The 22356-nt window shown below is 64.2% G+C and carries 20 protein-coding genes; 1 reads left to right on the plus strand and 19 read right to left on the minus strand.

The features are described from left to right. Nucleotides 1-21 precede the first annotated feature (21 nt). The 18 genes from QP828_RS05735 to dacB form a co-directional block, all read right to left on the minus strand. Entirely contained in the window at nt 22-1374 is a 1353-nt protein-coding gene (locus QP828_RS05735; protein ID WP_284891327.1) for an MFS transporter, read from the minus strand. A gap of 178 nt (nt 1375-1552) precedes the next feature. Beyond that, on the minus strand, nt 1553-2491 hold the full coding sequence (locus QP828_RS05740; protein WP_016441797.1) for an NAD(P)-dependent oxidoreductase: 939 nt from the start codon (nt 2489-2491) through the stop codon (nt 1553-1555). A 29-nt stretch (nt 2492-2520) separates the two neighbouring features. Further along, on the minus strand, nt 2521-4029 hold the full coding sequence (locus tag QP828_RS05745) for an ABC transporter permease (RefSeq protein WP_016441798.1): 1509 nt from the start codon (nt 4027-4029) through the stop codon (nt 2521-2523). After that, the gene (locus QP828_RS05750; protein WP_016441799.1) at nt 4026-4706 is read right to left on the minus strand and encodes an ABC transporter ATP-binding protein; all 681 of its coding nucleotides are present in this window, start codon (nt 4704-4706) and stop codon (nt 4026-4028) included. The genes QP828_RS05745 and QP828_RS05750 overlap by 4 nt, the downstream gene beginning before the upstream one ends. Further along, a complete protein-coding gene (locus QP828_RS05755; protein WP_274732390.1) occupies nt 4706-5728 on the minus strand; it encodes an efflux RND transporter periplasmic adaptor subunit in 1023 nt (340 codons plus the stop codon). Before QP828_RS05755 ends, QP828_RS05750 begins: the two co-directional genes overlap by 1 nt. Before the next feature lie 262 nt (nt 5729-5990). Then, nucleotides 5991-7472 carry a lysine--tRNA ligase gene (lysS, locus tag QP828_RS05760; RefSeq protein WP_051106981.1) on the minus strand — a complete coding sequence of 494 codons (1482 nt, stop codon included), beginning with the start codon at nt 7470-7472 and terminating at the stop codon, nt 5991-5993. A 40-nt stretch (nt 7473-7512) separates the two neighbouring features. Beyond that, complete coding sequence (locus tag QP828_RS05765) at nt 7513-8346, minus strand: Rossmann-like and DUF2520 domain-containing protein (protein ID WP_274732389.1); 834 nt, start codon at nt 8344-8346, stop codon at nt 7513-7515. An 11-nt stretch (nt 8347-8357) separates the two neighbouring features. After that, on the minus strand, nt 8358-9227 hold the full coding sequence (locus QP828_RS05770; protein WP_016441804.1) for a ketopantoate reductase family protein: 870 nt from the start codon (nt 9225-9227) through the stop codon (nt 8358-8360). A gap of 116 nt (nt 9228-9343) precedes the next feature. Beyond that, entirely contained in the window at nt 9344-11068 is a 1725-nt protein-coding gene (locus tag QP828_RS05775) for a PH domain-containing protein (protein WP_274732388.1), read from the minus strand. Then, a complete protein-coding gene (locus tag QP828_RS05780) occupies nt 11069-11563 on the minus strand; it encodes a PH domain-containing protein (protein ID WP_016441806.1) in 495 nt (164 codons plus the stop codon). A gap of 75 nt (nt 11564-11638) precedes the next feature. Beyond that, the gene (locus tag QP828_RS05785) at nt 11639-12058 is read right to left on the minus strand and encodes a DUF3180 family protein (protein ID WP_274732387.1); all 420 of its coding nucleotides are present in this window, start codon (nt 12056-12058) and stop codon (nt 11639-11641) included. Next, on the minus strand, nt 12051-12974 hold the full coding sequence (folK, locus tag QP828_RS05790) for a 2-amino-4-hydroxy-6-hydroxymethyldihydropteridine diphosphokinase (protein WP_274732386.1): 924 nt from the start codon (nt 12972-12974) through the stop codon (nt 12051-12053). Before folK ends, QP828_RS05785 begins: the two co-directional genes overlap by 8 nt. Next, nucleotides 12971-13984 carry a dihydropteroate synthase gene (gene folP, locus QP828_RS05795; protein WP_274732385.1) on the minus strand — a complete coding sequence of 338 codons (1014 nt, stop codon included), beginning with the start codon at nt 13982-13984 and terminating at the stop codon, nt 12971-12973. The genes folK and folP overlap by 4 nt, the downstream gene beginning before the upstream one ends. 1 nt (nt 13985) lies before the next feature. Further along, entirely contained in the window at nt 13986-14657 is a 672-nt protein-coding gene (gene folE, locus QP828_RS05800) for a GTP cyclohydrolase I FolE (RefSeq protein ID WP_274732384.1), read from the minus strand. Nucleotides 14658-14715: 58 nt separating this feature from the next. Then, nucleotides 14716-17007 (minus strand): ATP-dependent zinc metalloprotease FtsH, encoded by a 2292-nt coding sequence (gene ftsH, locus QP828_RS05805; protein WP_284891314.1) that lies wholly within the window; start codon nt 17005-17007, stop codon nt 14716-14718. Then, a complete protein-coding gene (gene hpt / locus QP828_RS05810) occupies nt 17008-17559 on the minus strand; it encodes a hypoxanthine phosphoribosyltransferase (protein ID WP_016441812.1) in 552 nt (183 codons plus the stop codon). Nucleotides 17560-17596: 37 nt separating this feature from the next. Next, complete coding sequence (gene tilS, locus QP828_RS05815) at nt 17597-18646, minus strand: tRNA lysidine(34) synthetase TilS (protein WP_284891316.1); 1050 nt, start codon at nt 18644-18646, stop codon at nt 17597-17599. Next, entirely contained in the window at nt 18646-20019 is a 1374-nt protein-coding gene (gene dacB, locus QP828_RS05820) for a D-alanyl-D-alanine carboxypeptidase/D-alanyl-D-alanine endopeptidase (protein ID WP_274732383.1), read from the minus strand. The genes tilS and dacB overlap by 1 nt, the downstream gene beginning before the upstream one ends. 80 nt (nt 20020-20099) lie before the next feature. Here dacB and QP828_RS05825 point away from each other — a divergent pair, with 80 nt between their 5' ends. Further along, nucleotides 20100-20624, plus strand: coding sequence for an inorganic diphosphatase (locus QP828_RS05825; RefSeq protein ID WP_026428653.1), 525 nt, complete (start codon nt 20100-20102; stop codon nt 20622-20624). A 143-nt stretch (nt 20625-20767) separates the two neighbouring features. Here the strand turns inward: QP828_RS05825 and QP828_RS05830 are convergent, their stop codons facing one another. Continuing rightward, nucleotides 20768-22105, minus strand: a complete 1338-nt coding sequence (locus QP828_RS05830; RefSeq protein ID WP_284891318.1) for a C40 family peptidase — start codon at nt 22103-22105, stop codon at nt 20768-20770. Between the last annotated feature and the right edge of the window lie 251 nt (nt 22106-22356).

Consider the following 22356-nt stretch of genomic DNA (forward strand, 5'->3'; position numbering starts at 1 on the left):
TAAATTATGCTGCGGCAACTATTATGCCTGCACCACAGCCTGTTCGCGCCGCGACAAGGAGAGGTACATAACCCCGGCCGCCACCGCGATCCCGGCGAGCAACGTGAAGGACGCCGCCCAGGAGAAGCGTTCAGCGAGGATCGGCATAATAAGGTTGGCGCCCATCTCACCAACGATGTAACCGAAGAGCCCCACGAAACCGACCGCCACCCCGGCCGCCTTGAGCGGCACGAAGTTGAGGGTGAGGATATTGACGATCAACTGCGGGCCGTAAATGAGTGCCCCCATAAACCCAGAAACAATGAGGAGCACCACGTAATTGTCGTTGCCCATGTAGACCCAGATAAGGCCAGCCAGGCACAGCAGCCCGAGGAAGCCCACCACGGACTGACGGTTGGGAAGCTTGACGGAAATCCAAGCGAAGAGGAAGGATCCGGGAATGGCGATCCATTCCAGCACCGAGAAGGCGGTGGAGTACTGGGCTTCCGTGAAGCCCATTTCGGTGCCGAGGAAGGCCGGCATCCAGTTGAGCACCCCGAACCGCAGGAAGTAGAGCGCGGCGTTGATAAAAGCCACAGTGAGGACCAGCGGGGAGGTGAAAACGAAACGCACGAGGATATGCCAGTAGCTTTCGTCGGGAGTTTCGTCGGTATTCGGTTCGCCGGCCTTGCCGTAGATCTGGCGCAGGGTGGGCATTCCTTCGGCTTCGGGGCGGTCCCCGCCGTACTTCCAGAAGAAGATGGACAAACCGAAGACCACCAGGCCCGGGCCCCAGAAGGCAATCGCCCCGCCGCTGGGCCCACCCAGGGCCAGCAGCCAGGTAATCATGAGGGGCAGCAGCGCCCCGCCCAGGTTTTGCGAGGTATTCCAGATCGCGATACCGGAACCGCGTGTTTTATTCGGGTACCAGTTCGCGATCATCGCCATGGATGAGGGCGCCAGCGCCCCCTGCGCGCAGCCGAGCAGGAACATGAGCACCGCGAGCAGGTAGAAGTTCGTGGTGAAGCCAATGGCGATGCACAGGATCGCGGAAAGCCCCAGGCAGCCGGCAAAAATGCGGCGCAGGGAGACGCGGTCGGACAGCATCCCCATAAAGAATTTCCCGAAGCCGTAGGTGATGGTGAACATGGTGAGAACCAGGCCGATTTGCGGCAGGCTCCAGTCGTTCTCCAGGCGCAGGGCTTCGGAGCGGAGTTTGAAATTATTGCGGACCAGGTACGCACATACGTAGCCGAGGTAGGCCACGAAGAACACCATGCCGCGCCGCTTGAGGTACTGCGCGAAAGTGTCCGGGTGCGCGGCAGCGAACTGTGCGCTAGTGTCCTCAGATTCGGCGGCGGGCCTGCCCTGCCGCGTTTCCTCATGTGATGACATCACTACTCCTCCTTGAGCTGAACTGTATGTCAGTTTAAGGAGTGTAGCGCACTATTGCCGCCGGGTGGTAGTGCCCGGCGGGTTCTTGTCGGTTGTGCTGCGCGGCGCGGCCCGCGGCACAGGCGCTATCGCGGGCCGCACAGCCGAGCCGCGCGGCCCGCTGAGGCTCCGCGGCAGTTTATGCCTCCCGGTTAATAAACTCCCCTCCCTCGCGCAGCGCCCGCACATTGGCGAGGATCAACTCCTCGGCACCCACAGGCCGCCCGCCGGCCGTATGCGGGGTAATAATCGTGGCCAGATCCCACAGCGGTGAATCCGCGGGCAGCGGCTCGGTAGCCGTAACATCCAAGCCGGCGCCCGCAATTTTTCCTTCGCGCAGCGCGGCAGCCAAGTCATCTTCCTTGACAGTTTTCCCACGCCCCACATTAACGACGACGGCGCGCTCAGGCAGAGCCGCGAAAACGCTCGCATCCACAACATTGGCGGTGGCCTCGGTGGCGGGGAGGATGAGAATGAGGACATCGGTATCGGCCAGCACCTCATCGCGCTGGGCGAGGTTAGCGCCGTCGTACACCTCAATATCACCCTCGGTGCGCCGGGACGTAGCCAGGCCGCGCACCCGCGCCCCGAAAGCTTTAAGCATCCCGGCGAGGTGGCGCCCGATATGCCCGTAGCCCCAAATGGTCACCTGAGCGCCAAGCAGGCTGGTCAGGCGCCCGCCGGGGCGCAGCTCGGTGAAGAAGATCCGGTCGCGTGACCAGCGGTGGTTATCCTGTTCTTCGGTGGCGATGCGCAAGTCCCGCACCAGGTAGAGCGCGAGCGCGATGGCGTGTTCGGAGACGGTGGCATCATGCAAACCGTTCGCGGTGGCGAGGATAACTCCCGCGGGCGGGTTGGTGGCGTGCAGGCTTTCCGCACCGGCCATCATGCCCTGAATGAGTTTGAGGTGCGGGAGCTGGGCCACGTGCTCAGCCGCATGGGGGTCCAACCAGACCACGAGGGCCTCAGCATCGCGGTGTTCTTCCGGGATGGGTGCACTCACGTCAAAAGTCACCCAGGTGACGCCTTCTTCGGGCGGGAGGGAAAGGTCAAAGCTATTGGGGAGAAGTACCTTCATAGCTGTAGCCTAGTCCGCCGCGCTCCCACCTAGAAGCGAATGGCGTCAATGGGCTTGATGCGCAGCGCCATGGTGGCCGGGATGATTCCGCACAGCGCTCCCACCCCGGCGGATATCGCCAGGCCAATAAAGGCGGCCAGCACCGGGTATCCCACGCTATCCACCGAGAAGGGCAGATCGAGCCACCGGGCGAGGGGCGCGGTTCGAATGGTGACAATCGAGGCAATCACCCCGATGAAACCGGCCGCCGTCGTCGCCACCACGGATTCCAAGAACACCGAGGTGAAGATACGGCGCGCGGAGGCGCCCATCGCGCGGCGGATCCCCATTTCCCGCACCCGCTGCTTCATCGTGACGATGGAGACAGTAAGCAGGCCGAGGGCGCCCACCAGAATCACGATCCCGCCGATGGCCGCGATAATCGCGGTGACCTGACGTTCGGTGGATTCCTGGCCGCGCATCTGGCTTTCGATGAACTGGCCTTCTACCTGGTAGTTTTTGCCGAGGCGGCCCTGGAGCACGGAAACAAGGACCTTCTGGGCCTCCCCTTCTTCCCCGCGGGGCACCAGCACCGAAACGGTGGCGGAATCCATGGGTGATAGTTGGGTCATCGCGGCGGCGGCCATGCTCTCATACGGCACGTGCAGGCGCGGGCTATCCCAGCGCGAGCGGTCCGCAACCACCCCGACCACCGTCATCCGCACCCCGGTGGGTCCGGAAAGCGCAAGCTGCGGGTAGCTGGCCAGCGAAGGCTCTCCCATTTCTTTGTAGAGCATTTCATTGACCACGGTGGGGTTCATGAGCCGCTCACCGTCCGCTTCTGTTAGCCAGCGCCCGCGGGTGAGCTGCACGTCAAAAAGCGGGCCGTAAGCCGGATCCACCGCGAGCATTTCGTAATTCTGCTCCATCATCCCGTACCCGGGGATGCCGCCCGCACCGAACTCGGTACTAGCGGAACCATCCCCCACGGCTTCGGCGCCCGCTACCGAGCTGCCGCCGGCGCTTTCCAGCTCGCCGCCGGCTTCCGCTCCGGCCATGCTCTCCGATTCCCAACCGTCCAGATTCTGCATATCGGCGCCACCGGCCCCCGCCACCACCGGCGGGAAGGCGAGGGACACATAGGAGATACGCGAGCGCGTCCAATAATTCGCCCCGGCACTCTCCATGTACTCGGCCACGGTGGTGCCGAAAACATCCTCACTGGCCTGGGCGCCGGCCAGGGTCCCCAGCTGCGCACCGGTGGGCGCCGCCGCGGGATTGGCGTACGGATTGGCATAGGGGTCGGCATAAGGCTGCGCGTACGGATCGGAGGGGTCCTCCCCGCCGGTGCGGTACACCCCGATATTGACGGTGCCGGGTTTGCCATCCCACTGGGCGAGCTGGTGTTCCCCGGCGGCGCTAATAAGCTGGCCCAGGGCGAGAACGGTTGCCATTGCCCACACCGCGGCCGCCACTCCAACGAGGGAGAGAATAACCCGCCCGCGATCCACTCGAATTTCTTCCCAGGCTTCGAGAACGGCCCCGAAAATGCGTGTCATTTTTCCTCCGGCCAGACGAGCCCATCGTGGATGGTGAAACGGCGATCCGCGCGGGCGGCCACTTTCGGATCGTGGGTGATCATAATGAAGGTGGCGTTATTTTCCCGCGCCATACTTTCCATGAGATCCATAACCCGCCCCGCGGTATCGACATCGAGGGCGCCGGTAGGTTCATCCGCGAGAAGAACCTGGGGGCGGCGCACGAGCGCCCGGGCGAGGGCCACCCGTTGCTGTTCCCCACCCGAGAGCTGGGAGGGCATCGCATCCAGGCGATCCCCTAATCCCACCCGGTCTAGCATCTGGGCGGCGAGGCTGCGGCGTCGAAAAATAGTGGCGGTATCCGAATACAGCAGCGGCACTTCCACGTTTTGCGCGGCGGTGCGGCCACGGAAAAGATTGAACTGCTGGAAAACGAAACCGAAGAGGGAGCCGCGCAGGTGAGCGCGCGCCGATTCACTCAGCTCCGCCACATCGCGGCCCTCGAAACGATAGGAGCCGGTATCGGGCAGGTCGAGCATCCCGATGATATTGAGGAGGGTGGATTTCCCCGTTCCGGATTGGCCCATAATCGCCACGTATTCCCCGCGCTCAATGCGCAGATCCACCCCGCGCAAAATTGGCAGGGGGCGGCCGTTGGGGAGAGTGACGGTGCGGGTCACCTGCTCAAGCTCTAACATCACATCCCCATCATCGGGTCGGGCGTGGGCTGCGCGGCCGGCACGTACTGGAGGATTTCTTCGCCTTCTTCCAGCCCGCCGGTGATCTGGATCTGGCGCCCGTCCGTCACCCCGAGCTGCACGGTGCGCTTCGTGGGTTTTCCGCCGTCCGCCGCGGGCAGGTAGACCACCCCCTCGCGGAAACGCCCCTCCACCGCGCTGACCGGCACGGTGAGCACCCCGGTGGTATTGCTCCCCGGGATGGTGAGTTTCGCGGCCGAACCGTCATACACCTGCTGTTCGGCGGGAATATCGCAGATGAGGGCCGGCTGTACGCTACCGCTGGCGCTATCCAGGCCGCGCGCCTCGGCTTCTTTACCGCTCAGGCCCGCACCCGCACCCGTTTTCTCCGTGACCGTGCGCAGATTCGTGCAGTCGAAAGGCGCCGGGCCATTCGTGACCGCGAGCTGCCCGGCCGGCGGCAGCGAGGCCAGCGAGTAAAGCTGTTCAGGTTTCACGCTCACCCGAGCGTGGTACGTGGCCGGGGTGATGGAGCCGATGCTTTCCCCGATAGCTACCGGCTGCCCCACGAGCACATCCACCGCCACGGTGCCGCTCACCGGGGCGAGCACATTCACGTAACTCACTTCGATATAGGGCTCACCGGGCACTTCCACTTCGGTGCCGTCCTCAAAAGTTTCCACGGTGGCGGCGGTGGTTTTTTCTTCTTCGTGGCGGATACGTAGCAACCGGTCGCCTTCATTGACGACGGCGCCCGCCTTGACATCGACCACATCTACGGTGCCGGTGGCGGTGGCCCGCACGGGGGTGGCCGGATTCCGCATGACGGTGGCATCAAGCGTGAGGGAATTATCGATGTTCCCCGGCATGGCCACCACCGTCGGGATGGTGAAATCCCCCTGGGCCACGAGTTCCGCGGAACTGCGTTGGTTAGGGAAAAATGCGAATTTCACGAGGGCTGCCGCGATGACAAGACCGAGCAGGAGTTTGATGACCTGGAAAATGGTGTCAGTTTTCTTCATGGGCGGGCACCTTTGCACACGGGAAACAGGGTTCGGCAGGCCGGGCGTGGCACCGAACTACTTGGAAGATTACCGTGCACAAGCCGGAAAATAAATAGGAAAATTCATCATGTTTCTTTTAGTGGGCAATCTAATGTTGGCCAGATACACTACCGCGCCGCGGGGGCTGGGCCTCCGCGGCGCGGGCGTCGTCGTACCGAAAAATTATTTTCGGGCCGGCTTGTTTTCCTGGCGGACCGGGTTACTCCCCCAGCGGGCCGGGTTACTTCCCGGGTTTAATGAAGGGGAAGGTAATCGTTTCGCGGATCCCCAGGCCGGTCATGGCGGTGAGGAGGCGGTCGATGCCCATCCCCATGCCGCCGGTGGGCGGGAAGCCCTGTTCCATGGCGGCGAGGAAGTCCTCATCGAGCTGCATGGCTTCCGGGTCGCCGTTAGCAGCTTCGATGGACTGCTGGGTGAGGCGTTCGCGCTGGATAACCGGGTCGGCCAGCTCGGAATAGGCGGTGCCCAGTTCCATGCCCCGCACATACAGGTCCCATTTTTCGGTCAGGCCCTTCTTGGTGCGGTGCGGGCGGGTGAGCGGGGAGGTGTCCTCGGGGAAGTCGTACACGAAGGTGGGTGCGTAGAGCTGGTCCCCGCACAATTCTTCGAAGAGTTCTTCCACGATTTTGCCGTTCACCCAGAAAGGCGCAACCGCGATATCGCGGGCTTCCGCGAGAGCTTCGAGGCGTTCGCGCGGGGTGTCCACGGTGATTTCTTCACCCACGGCCGCGGAGACAGATTCGTAAAGATCGAGTTTCTGCCATTCGCCACCCAGGTCATATTCGGTGCCGTCATTCAGGGTGACGGTGGTGGTGCCCAGGGTGTCCAGGCATGCCTGCTGGACGAGATTCCGGGTGAGCTCGGCCATCGTATCGTAGGTGGCGTAGGCCTGGTAGGCCTCGAGCGCGGTAAATTCCGGGGAGTGGGTGGAGTCCGCACCTTCGTTGCGGAAGTTCCGCCCGATTTCGAAAACGCGATCCACGCCGCCTACCACCGCGCGCTTGAGGTAAAGCTCGGTAGCAATGCGCAGGTAGAGGTCCTCATCATAGGCATTAATATGCGTCTGGAAGGGCCGGGCCGCGGCGCCGCCGTGGATGGGCTGCAGGATCGGAGTTTCGATTTCCACGTAGCTGCGGCGGTCAAAATTGGCGCGCAGCGACTTCATAACCCCGGCGCGCAGCCGCACCATATCACGGGCGGCCGGGCGGGTGATGAGGTCGAGGTGGCGCATCCGCACCCGCGATTCTTCGTTGAGGGCAACGTCTTCGCCGGCTTCGTTCTGGTAGATCTTGGGGAGGGGGCGCAGGGCCTTGGAAGCCATCTGCCATTCGTGGGCGAAAACGGAGAGTTCGCCGCGCTTGGAGGCCCCCACGTGCCCGGATACGAAAATGAAATCGCCCAGGTCAACATCTTGTTTGTAGGCGGCCAGCCGTTCTTCACCCACGTGCGCGAGGGAGAGAATCACCTGGAGGCGGTTCCCGCGCCCGTCTTGCAGAGTGGCGAAAGCAATTTTGCCGCCGGTGCGGGACAGCATGACACGCCCGGCGATGCCCACCGAGGTCTCGGTTAGTTCTTCGCCGGCTTCAATATCACTGTATTCTTCCCGGATGTCCGGGATGGTGGCGGTGATGGGAAGTTCGGCCGGGTAGGCTTCGGTTCCTTCCGCGAGCAGGCGGGCGCGCTTCTCCAGCCGGATACGCATCTGTTCCGGGGTTTCACTATCAAGAAATTCACTCACATGGTCATGGTAGACGACGCCGCGCCGCCCGGTCACGTGACGCGGCCCGTATCACCCGATAGACAGGCGGAATATCAGGATAGTTTCCGGTAGCTGCCAGGGCTTCCACAGCGGCAATATCGTCCGGGGCGGGGGCGTCTTCTTCATGTGTGGCGACGACGCCGCCAGCTGGCGGGGCGATGAGTTCGACACCGGCATCGGCCATGGCGAGCGCCTGTTCTTGGAGCCCACGGGCGAAGCTGGGTTCGAGGCCGGCGGCTTCGAGCATGCGCTGGACTTGACCGGCCAGGAGTGCGGTGTGCCGGGAGGCGTGGGTGAGGGCCGCGGCGTAGAGTCCACGGTTTTCTTCAGCGAGCACGCTGGGTTCTCCCCCGAGTTCACTCACAAGGGCCATGCCGATGGGCAGGAGGGGCGCGGAGGTGGTGACTGCCCAGGTGGCGCCGATGAGTTGGCGCATATCGAGGGAGGTCCCGGTGAAGGTCAGGGCCGGGTGGAGGGCGAGGGTGAGGGCGCCGGCAGCGGCCGCGTCCCGGAGTACGCCCGTGCCGAAACGCGCGCTGGTGTGGATGACGAGCTGGCCGGGGCGCCACCATCCCTGCCCGGCGGCGTGTTCCACGACGCCGGGCAGGGCGGCGTCGGGCAGCGCGAGGAGGATGAGATCCGCGCGGGCCAGTAAGTATTCAGTTTCGCGCGCGGGTACTGCGGGAAGGAGGGCGTCGAGGCGTTCACGGCTGGTGCTGCTGCGGGCCACCGCACCGATGACGGTGTGGCCGGCGGCCCGCAGGGCAGCGCCGAGGACGCTTCCGACTTTTCCGGCCGAGATGATCCCTACGGTCATCCGGCCGGGTGTCACTTGCGGCCCCGCAACCGATCATCGATAGCGGAGAGCGCGGCGGTGATGGCCGGGGCTGGGACTCCGAGGCGGGCGGCTTCTTCGAGGACCGCGGTGCCCAGGGAGTGAATTTCGGTGCGGTTGCCGTCCCGCAGGTCACGCGAAAGCGAGGAGTGCGCATCGGGAGCGAGACGACGCAGCCAGGCGTGAATTTCCGCGGGGCGGGTGGGTACTTTCTCCATGGTGGCGATGCGGGCCAGTTCGGTGCACATCGCTTCGGTAAGTTCCGGGGCGCGTTCCATGGCGCGGCCGATGGGTAGCCCGGTGGCGCCGGTCAGCAGGGCCATGGCGCATTGGTTGCGGAGTTTGCGCCACAACACTTGGTTTTCGGTACCGCGGAAGAATACGTCAATTCCGCCGTTGAGGAGCACCCGTGCGATTTCGCCGTCCATGGCGGTGTCGGGCATTTCTACTTTGAGGAATTGGGAGGTGTGTTCAATAACTCCGGGCGCGGTCCGTTCGCTAATCGTATAGACGGAGCCGGACCAGGATTCCCCTTCGGTGAGGGTGTGGATGGCACGGGCGTGATCGAAACCATTGAAGAGCGCCCCCACTTCTTTGGGGCGGGCCGAACGAATGGATTTTTCGATACTGGGGAGGGTGTATGCCTTAGTGCAGAGCAGGATTTCGCTACCGCGGGCCGGGCTGGTTAGCGCCGGCACCTGCGCGGTGAAATTACCAAACCGCTTGGATTTAATGACAATTCCGTTGCGGTTAATAGCATCGGCGGTGCGCTCGGTAGCAACAACCGCGACTTTTTGACCGTTGTGCGCGAGAACCCCCGCGATGAGCCCACCAATACCACCCGGGCCGTAGATATTAAGCATAGGAATAATCCTAGATGTAGAAAAATATAAAAGTGCGGCTACGCGACGTGTTTCACTCTTGTACCGGGAAGAAATCACTTTCGGGAACCGGGCTGCGGCCCGACCCGGGACTATTGTCATTCCCTCCGGGGCGCGGCGCTGCCAGCCGGGGGTAATTCGGGGTGCCAGCCGCGCGGCACCTGCCCGCGATCACTCACCGTGGTGGTGAGGATCTGGCTGGCGGTGGCGCTGTCCATGTGTTTGGCGCGGGCTTCCACCGCCATTCCCACGGTTCCCCAACGCAGGGTGGCCAGTTGGAAACGGCGTTCTAGCGGTCCTTGGCTAATAATCGCTGATTGGTAGTGTTCGCGCAGCAGGATTGTTACTTCGCGGTACCAGAACCAGCCCCGCCGCATAATAATGACATCGTCGCCCACGAAGATTCCGGAGCGTTTCCACCCGATGGGATCCAGCCAGCGCGAGGAGCGCGGATTGGGGATGAACCCGGGTAGGGCGCCATCATCCAGCAGGTAGGTACGTAGCTGCGCGGCGTTGGGCACGCCCGTTTGCGGGGTGGTTTGCAATGCGGTTTGGAGTGCGGTTTCCGGCGTGGTTTGCAATGCGGTTTCCGGCACGGGATTGGTAGTTCCCGCAATACCGGCAGCTTCCGGCACTGCATCCGCACCACTGCCAGGTACGGCAGCGCCCTCCGCGAAACCGAGTTCGCGGGCAACGGTGAGCACGTCCTCAACTGTGCCTACCGGGACCAGCGCGTCGTTTGCGGTTTGGGTTGCTTCAAGGAGCGAACCTGACATAACGCAGGCTTGTAGTTTCCACCAGCCGGGCCAGAGATTGGGTTTCTTGAACGATAGGGCGTGGACGCGATGCTGGGGCAGGGCGAGGGTACGCCGGGAGAAAAGCCCCTCTTGTTTTTCGATTCCTTCGGCATTGGGCGCGATTCGGGCCTGCCAATTGGCTTGCAGGGAGCTAATGGGCTGCCACACCAACGCGATAATGAGGAAGAGAAGGGCGAATGATCCTCCTTCTTCGGTGACCAGGTAGCTGATCACCGAACCGGCCACCGTGATGACGGCCAGGATAATCCGCGGGGAAAGCACCAGGGAGGCGAGGAAACGCCGCCCGGACATGGCGTAGAGCGGCGGGTGTGCCTGCGCCCTGCTCACGGTGGCAAGATCGGGGACTTCGGTGTTTTCTCCGCTGCGCATTTTTTCCGCCAGGGCGAGGACGAGCGGCCGGAGCTTTTCCGCTTCGTGAAGTGCCAGCCACCCGATCTCTACTTTTTCCCCACCCGAGGTAATGCTGAGGCTAGCTTGGCGCACCAGCCGGGCAAGGAGTTTTTGAGTGACATCCACACTTTGGATGCGATCCCAGCGCACGTGGCGGTGTTGTTTGAACAGCACACCGCTGCGCATATGCACCCCATCAGCATCGAACATCCAGGCCATATGGCGCCATTGGATAGCCGCGATAATCCCGGTGATGAGGGTGACACCCACCGCTATGCCCACCGCAATCAGCCAGAAAGAACGGAGCAGATCCACAAATTCACTCCAGACAATTCCGGGTGAATCAGTATCTTCCAGGCGTTTGATCGCAATATAGCCGCCACCTACGATGACAAAGAACCACAGCGAGAGCAGCGAGCTCCACGGTGTCCATTTCGAGACCGGCTGCCAGGTGCCCGATATAGCCGTGGCGCTCACTCCGGGCGCTGTAGGTAGCGCGCCAGGAGCTGCGGGCAGCGCGTTCGTTACGCCCGGCAGTTCACCGGGCGCAGCCGATACCACGCCGGTTGTTCCCTGCGCGGTTCCCGATTCTGGGGATGTTTCAGGGCCTGCCATTTAGACCCCTTCCATTTCGGCCACGCCGAGGTGGAGGAGACGTTCGCGCACGGCATCAGCTTCTGCGGTAGGAAGGCCGGGAATGCCCGCATCCGTTTCCATGGAGGCGGTATGGAGGGTGACTTTGGCGAGCCCAAAGCGGCGCAGCAGCGGCCCAGATTGCACATCCACCGTTTGAATACGCCCGTAAGGGACCACATCAATGCGGCGGAACATAATCCCGCGGCACAGGCGCAGTGCAATGTCATCCATGGCATAACCGAGGTGATTCACCTGCCGGGACAGGATCCGCAGGTGAATCAGGAACCCGAGGACGGGCAGCCCGAGAAGCGGCGCGTAATAGGCGAGCGGTTCGGGGCGCACAATAATTCCGAGCACCGCGAGCGCGATGAGGAGCACGAGCCAGAAGCACGCGGCGATAATCCACCGCACCGTGAAGAGTTTGCGCGACACCGCGCGGTAGTCCCGCCCGGGATCAAGAGGGGTAGTCACCATGGCTTAACGCTACCAAAGGGGTACGACATAAAAATTGGTTCCCACAAACACCCACGATTCGCGCGGGATACCCGGTTACCGCTGATCAATGCGGCACCAGGTATCCACAATCCATCCGACCGCAGCGAGTGCCAGCGCTGCGGCGGTGAGAAGCGCCCAAGCGTGTGCACTCGCCCGGGTAAAAGAGGTGGAGCCCAGGGCGCTGCAGATCGTGAGCAGGCCACCCGCGCCGGCCAGGAGCGCCCCGCTGCGCAGCCCGGCCGCAGCTCCTGCCGCCACTCGCAGGGCCGCCAGCCGCGACAGCGATTCCGCACGCCCGCGCCGCAAGCGGCGCACCCTCCAGCCGTACCAGAGCAGCACCGCCGCGATAGCGAGCAGCGGCACCCCGGCGAAGGCGGGCACGGCTACCGGATGCACGGCAAGGAGCCGCCGCAGTGCTTCACCCACCAGCGCGCCGGCCGCGCCCCATCCCAGGAAGGCCCGCAGATTACGCACGGTGCCCGCCCGCATCTAGGCCGACGCCGCCGCCGGCGCTCGTGTGCTCACTTTCGCGGACGCGTGCCAGTTTCGCGGTAGCGTCCGGATCGATTTCCTGCCAGGGTTCCATAACAAAGTCTCGGGTATGGGCGCGCGGGTGTGGCAGGGTGAGAAGCGGGTGGGTGCTGCGCATTCCTTCCACCCATTCGATATCAAGGTCGAGGGTGCGTGCCCCCCAGTGCATCCGGCGCTCGCGCCCGGCCCTCACCTCAATGTCACGAAGCGCGGCCAGCACGTTGAGGGGCGCCAGCTCGGTGGTCAGGCGCATGACCGCATTAAGGTAGTCCGGTTGCGGGGCCTGCCCGGGAGCGAGCACGGGCGCGGTGGTACGGAATGAGGAGACCGCATTAATATGGACGGGCAGCGCGGCAATCTGGGTGATAGCGGCGCGCAGAGTTTCCTCGCGCTCGCCCAGGTTCGCGCCCATCCCGATCACCATTTCTCTTATGGTTCCCCCGCGCGCGATATCAGCCAGGCGGCGCACGGTGACCCGGGCATCCGTGAAGCGCCCCGGTACCGGGGCTTCGGGTTTGTGCACGGTGACCTCTACCGCCAGCGCACCGCGCGCGAGGACCCGCTGCGCTACCCGCTCGCCCAGCGTTTCGAGCAAACTGACGGGAGCGCTATCCCCTACCGCGCGAGCGTCCTCAGCCAAGTCCGCGTAGGAGATAGTGCCCGCGAGGTCATCTGTTCGTCCGGCCGCGCTGGTATCCACAAGAGCTGCGACGTCGAAAATAAAAGGGTGGTCCGCCTCGCGTTCGTACTGGTACACACCGTGCCGGGCGGCTACTTCCACACCGGTGATGCTCACGGTATCCAGGCAGCATCCGAGCATTGCGAGGGCATCGCGCACGCGCGGGGGTACTCCCATCATGAACGCACGGCCTCCGCGATTCCCACTGCTTCGCTTCCCGCTACCTCGGGGCGGGCCACTCCGGGCTGGGAGGTGGATACCAGTCCGCATGCGCGCAATTTCGCCACGGTATCCACCGCGATCCGCGAAGAGGCCACATCGTGGACCCGCACCGCCCACACGCCTTTTTCAGCGAAATAGGTGCTCAGTGCGGCGGTGGCTCCGTCCCGCCCGCTGGCCGGCAAGCCTTCCGGGGTCACTTCAGCGAGGAAACGTTTGCGGGAAACTCCGATGAGGACCGGCATGCCGGCCCACAGGAATTCGTCAATATGGGCCGCGAGGCGCCAATCGTCGTCGCCCATTTTTGCGAAGCCGAAGCCCGGGTCGATGATGATCCGGGTGGGGGCAATTCCGGCGGCCACTGCTCCCGCCACGCGCTCAAGCGCTTCCGTGCTCACCTCGCGCCCGATAGCGCGATAGCCGGCCAGGGAATTCATAGTTTGCGCGTCACCGCGCCCGTGCTGGAGCACATAGTAGGCCCCGGACTCCGCCACGGTTGTCCACATGGCACTGTCCCCGCGCCCGCCGGTCACGTCGTTGATGATGCGGGCACCGGCCGCGCAGGCCCGCGTCGCGGTGTGCGCGTGGTAGGTATCGACCGAGATGGGGATATGTGCGGCTAGTTCACGCACCACCGGCCCGATGCGTTCCCATTCTTCCGCGGCGCTCAGCAAGGTGGCACCAGGGCGGGTGGATTCCCCGCCGATATCGATGATGTCCGCCCCGGCAGCGATGAGTTCATGACCGTGGGCGATAGCGGTATCGATTTTGTCCCAACGCCCGCCGTCGGAAAAAGAATCGGGGGTGACGTTGAGGATACCCATAACGCGGGTGCGCGGCCCGCCCAGGAGTTCCGGATCGCGCAGCGGCGCGGGCGCGGGGGTGTTCGCGTCCGTGCCCGTAGCCGCGCTTGCTGATGCACGTGCGCATGCGCTCGCGGATGCGGTTACTTCCGCCCTTGGTAGTGACATTTTAGGCTCCCCGTTCAATGAGACTCATGGCTTCGGCGCGGGTGCTGGGTTTGCGCAACATCCCGCGCACCGCCGAGGTGACGGTACGCGAACCGGAGTTACGTACCCCGCGCATGGTCATGCACATATGTTCAGCTTCCACCACCACGAGTACCCCGGCCGCCCCCAGGCGGTCGCGCAGCGCATTGGCGATCTGGGTGGTGAGGCGTTCTTGGACCTGGGGGCGGCGCGCGTAGCCTTCTACCAGCCGGGCGAGCTTGGACAGGCCGGTAACTTTCCCTTCTTCCCCGGGGATATAGACAATATGAGCCACCCCGAAGAAAGGCAGCAGGTGGTGTTCACACATGGAGTAGAAGGTAATATCCCGAACCACCACCATTTCGTGGAAATCTTCCGCGAATTGGGCATCGAGCACCGCATCGGGATCCTTGCCCACCCCGGCGAAGATCTCCGTACAGGCACGGGCTACCCGCGCGGGGGTATCCACCAGCCCGGGGCGGTCCGGGTCCTCACCAATAGCGCTGAGGAGTTCCCACACGGCCCGCTCTACCCGCCCGGTATCAACCCGCTCCGCATCAATCCGCCCGGTATCAACCCGCTCCGCATCAATCCGCTGAGTATCCACGCCCTGGCTATCTACCTGGCCGTTTTCCGCCGGTTCCACTGCGCTCATGCGTCCTCACTCTCCGCGCTCATGCACCCGTATTTTCCGCGCTCAGTCCCGCCGGGGTTTAGGCGCCCTCATGTTCCGCGCCGTGCCGGCCACGCGGACCGAGCGGCCCGGTGGCAGCATCGGGAAGCTCCGGGGCGGGAAGGCGCGAATCCGCTGCCGCTTCCGCTTCGGTTTTCCCTTCCGGGAGCGGGATGGGCGGGCGCTGGGAAATCGGGCGGTCCGGGGCGGAAAGCCGAACTTCCCGCTCGGGCGCCTTGATAACGTCCTTGAAGATCTCCGCGAGTTCGTTTTCCAGCACGGTTTCCTTATCGAGGAGCACCTCGGCAAGGTGGTCGAGAATATCCCGGTTTTCGGTGATAATCGTCCACGCTTCGGTGAGGGCCTGGTCGAGGAGGGCCCGCACATTTTCATCCACGGTGGCCGATAATGCATCAGAGGTGCGCGAAGCCGCCCCGAAGCTCGCTTCTTCCTGCGCGGTAGGCGCTACCCGCACCGCCCCCACCGCGGTGGTCATCCCGTATTCGGTGACGATCTTCCGCGCGGTTTCGGTGGCTTTCTGGATGTCATTAGAAGCACCGGTGGAGGGATCCCGGAAAATGATTTCTTCCGCGGCGCGCCCGCCCAGCGCGTAGGTGAGCTGGTCAAGAAGCTGATTGCGGGTGACCGAATAGCGATCCTCGGTGGGCATGACCATCGTGTAGCCCAAGGCCCGCCCGCGCGGCAAAATGGTCACCTTGGTGACCGGATCGGTGTAGCGCAGAGCCGCCGCCGCGAGCGCGTGCCCGCCTTCGTGGTAGGCCGTCATCCGGCGATCCTCCGGGCTCATCACCCGGCTGGAACGCTGCGGACCGGCCATCACGCGATCCGATGCCTCATCCACATCCGCGTTGGTAATAACGTGGGCGTGGCGGCGCGCCGCCAAAAGCGCGGCTTCGTTGAGGATATTGGCGAGGTCCGCACCCGTGAACCCGGGGGTGCGCTTGGCTACCCCGGCCAGGTCCACGTCATCCGCCAGCGGCTTACCGCGCGCGTGCACCCGCAAAATAGCTTCGCGCCCGCGAATATCAGGGGCATCCACCGCGACCTGGCGGTCGAACCGCCCGGGGCGCAACAATGCCGGGTCTAAAACATCCGGGCGGTTGGTGGCGGCAATAAGCACAACGGCCTCATCGGTGGAGAAGCCGTCCATTTCCACTAGGAGCTGGTTGAGTGTTTGTTCCTGTTCGCCGTGGCTGAGGGCCCCGCTGCTGCGCCCGCGACCCACCGCATCAATTTCATCCACGAAAATAATGGCCGGAGCTTTCTTCTTCGCGGTTTTGAAGAGTTCGCGCACGCGCGAGGCACCCATACCCACGTAAAGCTCCACGAATTCCGACGCGGCGATGGAGAAGAAAGGTACCTGCGCTTCCCCGGCAATGGCCTTAGCCAGCAGAGTTTTACCCGTTCCGGGAGGTCCGTATAGAAGTACTCCGCGCGGGATACGCGCCCCGAGCGCCTGGTAGCGATCCGGGTTCTTAAGGAAGTCCACCACTTCCTTCACTTCTTCTACGGCTTCATCTTCCCCGGCCACATCGGAGAAACGCACCTCGGATACTTCGCCATCAGCATTGGCATCCTTCGCCCCGAAGCCGCGCCCCATCTGACTGCGCATGAACCAGATGAACACCGCGAAGATGAGGATCATGGGCAGGAAGGTAAAGAGCATGGACACAAACACGTTCTGGGAAGGAACGATGGAATTATGCCCGCGCTCCGGATTGGCCCGTTCCACCAGGGTGGTGATGTGTTGGCCCTGCGGGTCAGCGTATTGGAAGGTGACCTTCTTCCCGGCGTCGTGCTTATCGCCCTCCGCGTCCATGGTTGTCGTCGGCTCGGTGAGCCACAGACGCACCCGGTTGGTGCCGTCTGTAATTTGCACCCGCTGCACGGTGGTGCCTTCCAGTAGCGCTATACCTTCCGAGGTGGAGATATTCGACCACTGCATGGCCATGTACTGATTGGTCCCGATAAAAGCAAGAAGCACCGCGATGACTATGCCGGAGATAACGCGCCAGCGCCGCCGACTGGTGCGTTCTTCTTCGCTGAGCTTATGGCCGGAGCCGGAGCCGCGAGATTTCTTATTCTTCCCGCCCTCACCGCTACTGCCCGCGCCGGTAGGACCGCCCTGGCCTTCCGGCTGGGGCGGGTGGGCGCGGCGCGCCCGCCGCTTGCGCTCATACGCGCTGGGTTCGGTGCGGCCGGGCTCAGCGCCGCTCGGTTGCGAAGCGTTCGGCGCAGCGCCGTTTGGTTGCGGAGTACCGGGCGCGGAGCCGCGAGGTTCCGTACCGCGAGGTTCTTGCTGTTCGTCCACTTATCCTCCGTAAACGTGCGGGGCCAGGGTGCCCACAAAAGGCAGATGCCGGAATTGTTCGGCATAGTCGAGTCCGTAGCCCACCACGAACTCATCGGGAATATCAAAGCCTAGATAGTCAACCTGAACGTCAACTTTAGCCGCCTCGGGTTTTCGCAGAATGGCCGCGATCCGCACCGATTGCGCCCCGCGATCAAGCAGATTCTTCTTCAACCACGCGAGGGTAAGGCCGGAATCGATAATATCTTCCACGATGAGAACATGCCGGCCGGTTACATCAGCATCCAGGTCCTTCAAAATCCGCACTACGCCGGAGGATTTGGTACCCATCCCGTAGGAGGAGACCGCCATCCAATCCATATTCAGCGGAGAGTGGATTTTCCGCACCAGATCCGCCATCACCATGACGGCGCCCTTCAGCACACCCACCACGAGCAGGTCACCATCGTAATCGGCGTCAATCTGACGTGCCATATCCTCAAGCTTCGCTTGGATTTCCTCATTTGTGACGAGGATTTTTTCCAACTTGTCACCCATATCGGTGTGGTCCATCACCATCTCCTTGAGCAGTTCCGCTGTGCTTCTAAGCCTAACGCGCGAAGACGACAATATTATCGCGCCGAAGGGCACGCGCCCCGGGCAGGTCGCAGTGCCGCACGCCGCCCGGCCCGGTCACCAAGGCATCGAGAGCCTCAATATGCCCGGCCGTCAGCTCCCCGGCACGTGCTCCGGCCCGCAGGGCCAGGGCGCGCAGAATCCGGGTGCGCACGGCCGCGGGAAGCTCACGCAGCAGTGCATGAGGTACGACGACGCCGCCACCTGGCTCCCCCGCTTCTTGCACCGCGCCGCGTTCTTCCCAAGTGGCCAGTTCCCGGGCCGCCCAGGTGTCCAAAGCCTCATTATCGCGGCGCAGCAGGCGAGCGGTGCGGGCCAGGGCCTCCACCGTGCCCGGCCCGAGGGCCTCGCTCAGGGCCGGCAGGGCGCGTGCGCGCAGCGCGGCGCGGGTGAGCGGCCCACCGCCCGCCGCCCGCCACGGGCCATCGGGCTCATTGGAAGGATCCTCCACCCAGGCCAGCCCCTCATTTTGCAGCGCGGCGCGCAGCGCCGCGCGCCGCAGCCCCAGCAGCGGGCGCAACGCAGTGAGCTCCGGGTGGCCCGGCAGCGGCCCCGCCTCCGGCATGCCCGCCAGGGAGCGCGCTCCCGATCCTCGGCCCAGGCCCAGGAGCACGGTTTCGGCTTGGTCATCCGCGGTGTGGCCCAGCAGCACCGGGCTTCCCGCGCCGGCCGCCTCGGCCAGCGCCGCGTACCGGGCCGCCCGTGCCTGCCCTTCCGGGCTCGATCCACCGCCCAGGTCCACGCTGACCGCCGCGGCGTCGTCGTACCCCCAGGAACGGAGGCGAGCCGCAACCTGCGCGGCTTCGCGCCCCGCCTCCGGGCGAATCCCGTGATTGACGGTGACCGCGCGCAGCACGTAGCCGTCCCGGCGCGCCACGAAAAGCGCGATACGGGCCAGCGCGAGGGAATCGGAGCCGCCGGACACCGCCACCGTTAAGCGGGTGCCCGGTCGGTATCCGCAGCTCGCCAGCAGCGCGCGCAAACGGCGCCGCCCGGCCGCGTAAGCAGGGTGGGGTCCGGCCATTAGAGCTCCGCCATCGCGGTGAGGAAAGCATCCTCGGCGGCCCGCACGTCCAGGAGGGAAACGTCGTGGTGGGAATCGGTGAGGATGGAGAAGGTCAGCAGCGCCCCCGAACGCGTGCGCAGCACCCCGCTGAGCGAGACCACATCCGCGAGCGTCCCGGTTTTCCCGCGAATCATCCCGGGTGCGGCGCCCTCGGTGAGGCGGTCCGCGAGCGTGCCGTTGAGCGCGGCTACCGGCAAGCCGGCCCCCAGCGCCCCCACCGTGCCGTCGCTCAGATTCACGGCGTCTTCCAGGATCGCGAGCTGGAGTGCGCAGGTGAGCCGATTCGTTTCGCTCAAGCCGGAATTATCCGAGATCACCACGCCGTCCAGCGGGTAGCCCAGTTCCTCCAGAACCGCGCGGGTGGCGCGCGCCGCCCCCGCAAAATCCGCGCTCTCCCCGCGCTCGCGCGCCACCAGGTGCCCGAGGGTTTCCGCCAGGGTGTTATCCGATTCGGTGAGCATGCGGTCCACCAGCTCGCGCACGCTCGCTGAGTGCACCGTGGCCAGCGGGTGAGCAGCCGCTTCTTTCGGTGCCTGCCCCGCGCGCACCTCCGCCACCTCCACGCCCTGCCCGCGCAGCTGTTCAGCCAGGGCATTCCCGGCGTCGAGGGCAGGGGTGGCACTGTAGTGGTAGCCCACCGCCCCGCCGTTCAGCGCAATCGGCGTCATGGGCGCCACGTAATCGTGATTGACCGGGTCAAGGGTGGGCGCGTACTCCGGCCCCGCAAAAAGAGAGGTATCAACGACGACGCTCACCGGGCCACCCGGATGCTCGCGCGCGTAGGTGGCGGCGGCCGCGGCTAATTCCGAGAGATCTGCGCGAGCAATGGTGCCCGGAACCCGCGTGGCTGCGGTATCGGGAGCCAGGAACACATCGCCCCCGCCGATGAGGTGAATGGTGGAGCCGGAGGAGGCCACGCTGGTAGCGAAGCGGCGATCCGGACCGAGGGTTTCTAAAGCCACCCGGGCCGTCACCAGTTTCATATTAGAGGCCGGCACCCGCGGGACTTTCGCGTCTTTCGTGGCGAGCACCCGCCCGGAGGCAGCCTCGCGAATTTCATAGGATACCTGGCCCGTGGGGGCGAGTCGGGTGGCGAATTCCTGCCCGAGGGCAGCCACCTTGGCAGCGCTGGCATCATCCACTTCCGCGGGCGCGGGCGCGGCCGGGATGGTCACGGCCGGCACGGGAGTGGGCTGCGGATACGGCGCGGCAGCATCGGCCCTAGGTCCCAGGGTGAGCAATCCGGGGGTAAGATCAAAGGCATCAGCGAATGCGTACCCGCCCGCAAGAAGGAGCACCAGGGACAAAGCGATCTGAGCTTTTCCTTTCACGGGCCTATTCTTGCACGGAACGCAGCTCGTATTCTTAGGTGTTCTTATGTGCCAGCCGTCAGCGAGGAGAGCTTCACATGATGGAATTCGATGTCACCATCGAAATCCCCAAGGGAAATCGAAATAAGTACGAAGTAGATCATGAAACCGGGCGGATTCGCCTGGATCGCATGCTTTTCACATCCACCCGGTACCCCGATGATTACGGTTTTATTGATGACACCCTCGGTGAGGACGGCGATCCGCTGGACGCCCTGGTGCTGCTCGAAGAGCCCACGTTCCCGGGCTGTGTGATTCGGTGCCGCGCCTTGGGGATGTTCCGCATGCGTGATGAAAAGGGCGGCGACGATAAGGTGCTGTGCGTGCCGGCCTCGGATCAGCGGGCCTCCTGGCGTACCGAAATTGAGGATGTTTCTGAATTCCACCGCCTGGAAATCCAGCACTTCTTTGAGGTGTATAAGGATCTGGAGCCGGGCAAGTCGGTGGAAGGCGCCCACTGGGTAGGCCGGGAAGCCGCGGAAGAGGAAATTCGGGCCTCTTTCCAGCGGGCCATTGACGAAGGCTACTACACCGCGCACGAGGCGCAGCCGCCCAGCCAGCACTAGGCGGGTAGCGGGGAGGCCGCCGCAACGGTCGCTACCTACGTACAAGCATATAAAGCGGGAGCTATGCACCGAGGCACAGCTCCCGCTTTTCTTTACGCTCGCGCGCGGCGCGCCCAGCGGCACGCCGCGCCACCCGAGCGCATCTAGTCGATAATCCGCACGTAGGTGGGGCTCCCCCAAATCGGGCCTTCGCGGGTACCGCCTTCGGGGTTGGTCGCGGCGATATGCATGCCGTTGCCGGTGTAGATGCCCACGTGCCCGGGCCACCACAGCAGGTCACCGGGTTGGGCTTGCGAGGGGGAAATCTCGTAGCCGGCCGAGCGCTGCGCCCCGGAGGTACGCGGCAGGGAGTAGCCGAAGTGCCCGTACACATAGCGGGTGAAACCGGAGCAATCCCAGCCCGAGGGGGTATTGCCACCCCACACATAGGGCACCCCTACGAATTGCCGCGCGAAGTTCACAATCGCCCAACCGTCACCCGAAGGTGCCGGGGCCGGTTCGGGTTCGGGTTCCGGTTCAGGATCCGGGGCTGGCGCCGGTGCGGGAGCAGGTTCCGGATCAGGTTCTGGCGCGGGAGCGGGGGCGGGTGCCGGCGCGGGCGCAGGCTGCGATTCCGCCTGGCGCCGTGCCGCTTCTTCTGCGGCTGCCTGGCGAGCTGCGGCTTCCCGAGCTGCTGCCTCGCGGGCGGCCTGTTCCTGGGCTGCCGCTTCGGCCGCGATACGCTGGCGTTCGGCTTCGGCCTGGGCACGCGCCGCGGCTTCTTTCTGTTCTTGCTGGGCGCGTTCAAGCGCCGCCGTCGTGCCCTTTTGCCGGGCAAGGGTTTCGAAAAGTTGGTCGCGTTGCGCTTCGATGGAAGCCAGTTGGCTATCCAATTGGGAGGCGGCCGAGCTGGCGTCCTGCGCGGCGCCTTCCGCGCGTGCGGCAATCGTGGCTTGCTCATTGGCTTTGCGATCCGCTTCGCCCTGGAGGGTGTCGGCAATATCGCGGGCGGCCTGGTAGCGCTGCAGCTTTTGGTCCGTGGCGTGGCCGGCGGTGCGGAAGGCCCGCTGGCGGTCATCGGCATCGCGCAGGGATTGCGCCCCGAGCAGCGCGTTCGCTGCCGTGAGCGTGGTGGAGGAATCCCGGTACATCGCTGAAGAAATCGAGCCGAGCTCCCCGCGGGCGGCATCGGCTTCCGCGCGGGCGCTATTGGCCACCACCTGGGCATCCATCGCGGTATTGACCGAATCTTCCAGGTTGCGCTGGGCGCGCTGGGCTTCGGCGGCCTTGATGACCACATCGGTCCGCGCGGCTTCGGCCTGGGAGGCAAGCCCGGCCAGCGAGGCTTCGATCTGCCCGATACTTTGAGCTGTTTGCTTTTCCGCGGCCCGCGAGCGATCAATATCGCGATCAACGTTATCCGCACGGGCACCGGGTAGCACTGAGAGAGCGAGGGCGCAGGCGGCTAGTACAGCCGTTAGGCGCCGAGAACGATTCTCCACACGACCTCCAGAGGGCAGGCTTTCCCGCGCCCACCACAGCTGCGCGCAGACTCAGCCCACAATTCGATATAAACACTAAGAACATACCTCACACCAGTCCAAAACGAAACATCTACCCCATAATTTCACAGGTGTAATTCTGTTCTTTTCCGTCACACCGCTTGCCTTTATTTATCAGGAGCCACAATTGTCACAGGGTTGAGAAGGTGTGAGAAAAGCGGGGTTGCGCGCATATCTACGGACGCGTAAAC

Source organism: Actinotignum sanguinis, from assembly GCF_030230305.1.
Classification (GTDB): Bacteria; Actinomycetota; Actinomycetes; order Actinomycetales; family Actinomycetaceae; genus Actinotignum; species Actinotignum sanguinis.

Bases quoted from the DNA above. Each gene is read 5' to 3' on its own strand.
- folK (WP_274732386.1), bottom strand. From the start codon at position 12,974: ATGATGGGAGTACCCCCGCGCGTGCGCGATGCCCTCGCAATGCTCGGA.
- tilS (WP_284891316.1), bottom strand. From the start codon at position 18,646: ATGGCCGGACCCCACCCTGCTTACGCGGCCGGGCGGCGCCGTTTGCGC.
- QP828_RS05780 (WP_016441806.1), bottom strand. From the start codon at position 11,563: ATGGTGACTACCCCTCTTGATCCCGGGCGGGACTACCGCGCGGTGTCG.
- QP828_RS05755 (WP_274732390.1), bottom strand. From the start codon at position 5,728: ATGAAGAAAACTGACACCATTTTCCAGGTCATCAAACTCCTGCTCGGT.
- QP828_RS05740 (WP_016441797.1), bottom strand. From the start codon at position 2,491: ATGAAGGTACTTCTCCCCAATAGCTTTGACCTTTCCCTCCCGCCCGAA.
- QP828_RS05745 (WP_016441798.1), bottom strand. From the start codon at position 4,029: ATGACACGCATTTTCGGGGCCGTTCTCGAAGCCTGGGAAGAAATTCGA.
- folE (WP_274732384.1), bottom strand. From the start codon at position 14,657: ATGAGCGCAGTGGAACCGGCGGAAAACGGCCAGGTAGATAGCCAGGGC.
- QP828_RS05735 (WP_284891327.1), bottom strand. From the start codon at position 1,374: ATGTCATCACATGAGGAAACGCGGCAGGGCAGGCCCGCCGCCGAATCT.
- QP828_RS05770 (WP_016441804.1), bottom strand. From the start codon at position 9,227: ATGCTTAATATCTACGGCCCGGGTGGTATTGGTGGGCTCATCGCGGGG.
- folP (WP_274732385.1), bottom strand. From the start codon at position 13,984: ATGTCACTACCAAGGGCGGAAGTAACCGCATCCGCGAGCGCATGCGCA.
- hpt (WP_016441812.1), bottom strand. From the start codon at position 17,559: ATGGACCACACCGATATGGGTGACAAGTTGGAAAAAATCCTCGTCACA.
- lysS (WP_051106981.1), bottom strand. From the start codon at position 7,472: ATGCGTATCCGGCTGGAGAAGCGCGCCCGCCTGCTCGCGGAAGGAACC.
- QP828_RS05825 (WP_026428653.1), top strand. From the start codon at position 20,100: ATGGAATTCGATGTCACCATCGAAATCCCCAAGGGAAATCGAAATAAG.
- QP828_RS05775 (WP_274732388.1), bottom strand. From the start codon at position 11,068: ATGGCAGGCCCTGAAACATCCCCAGAATCGGGAACCGCGCAGGGAACA.
- QP828_RS05750 (WP_016441799.1), bottom strand. From the start codon at position 4,706: ATGTTAGAGCTTGAGCAGGTGACCCGCACCGTCACTCTCCCCAACGGC.
- QP828_RS05765 (WP_274732389.1), bottom strand. From the start codon at position 8,346: ATGACCGTAGGGATCATCTCGGCCGGAAAAGTCGGAAGCGTCCTCGGC.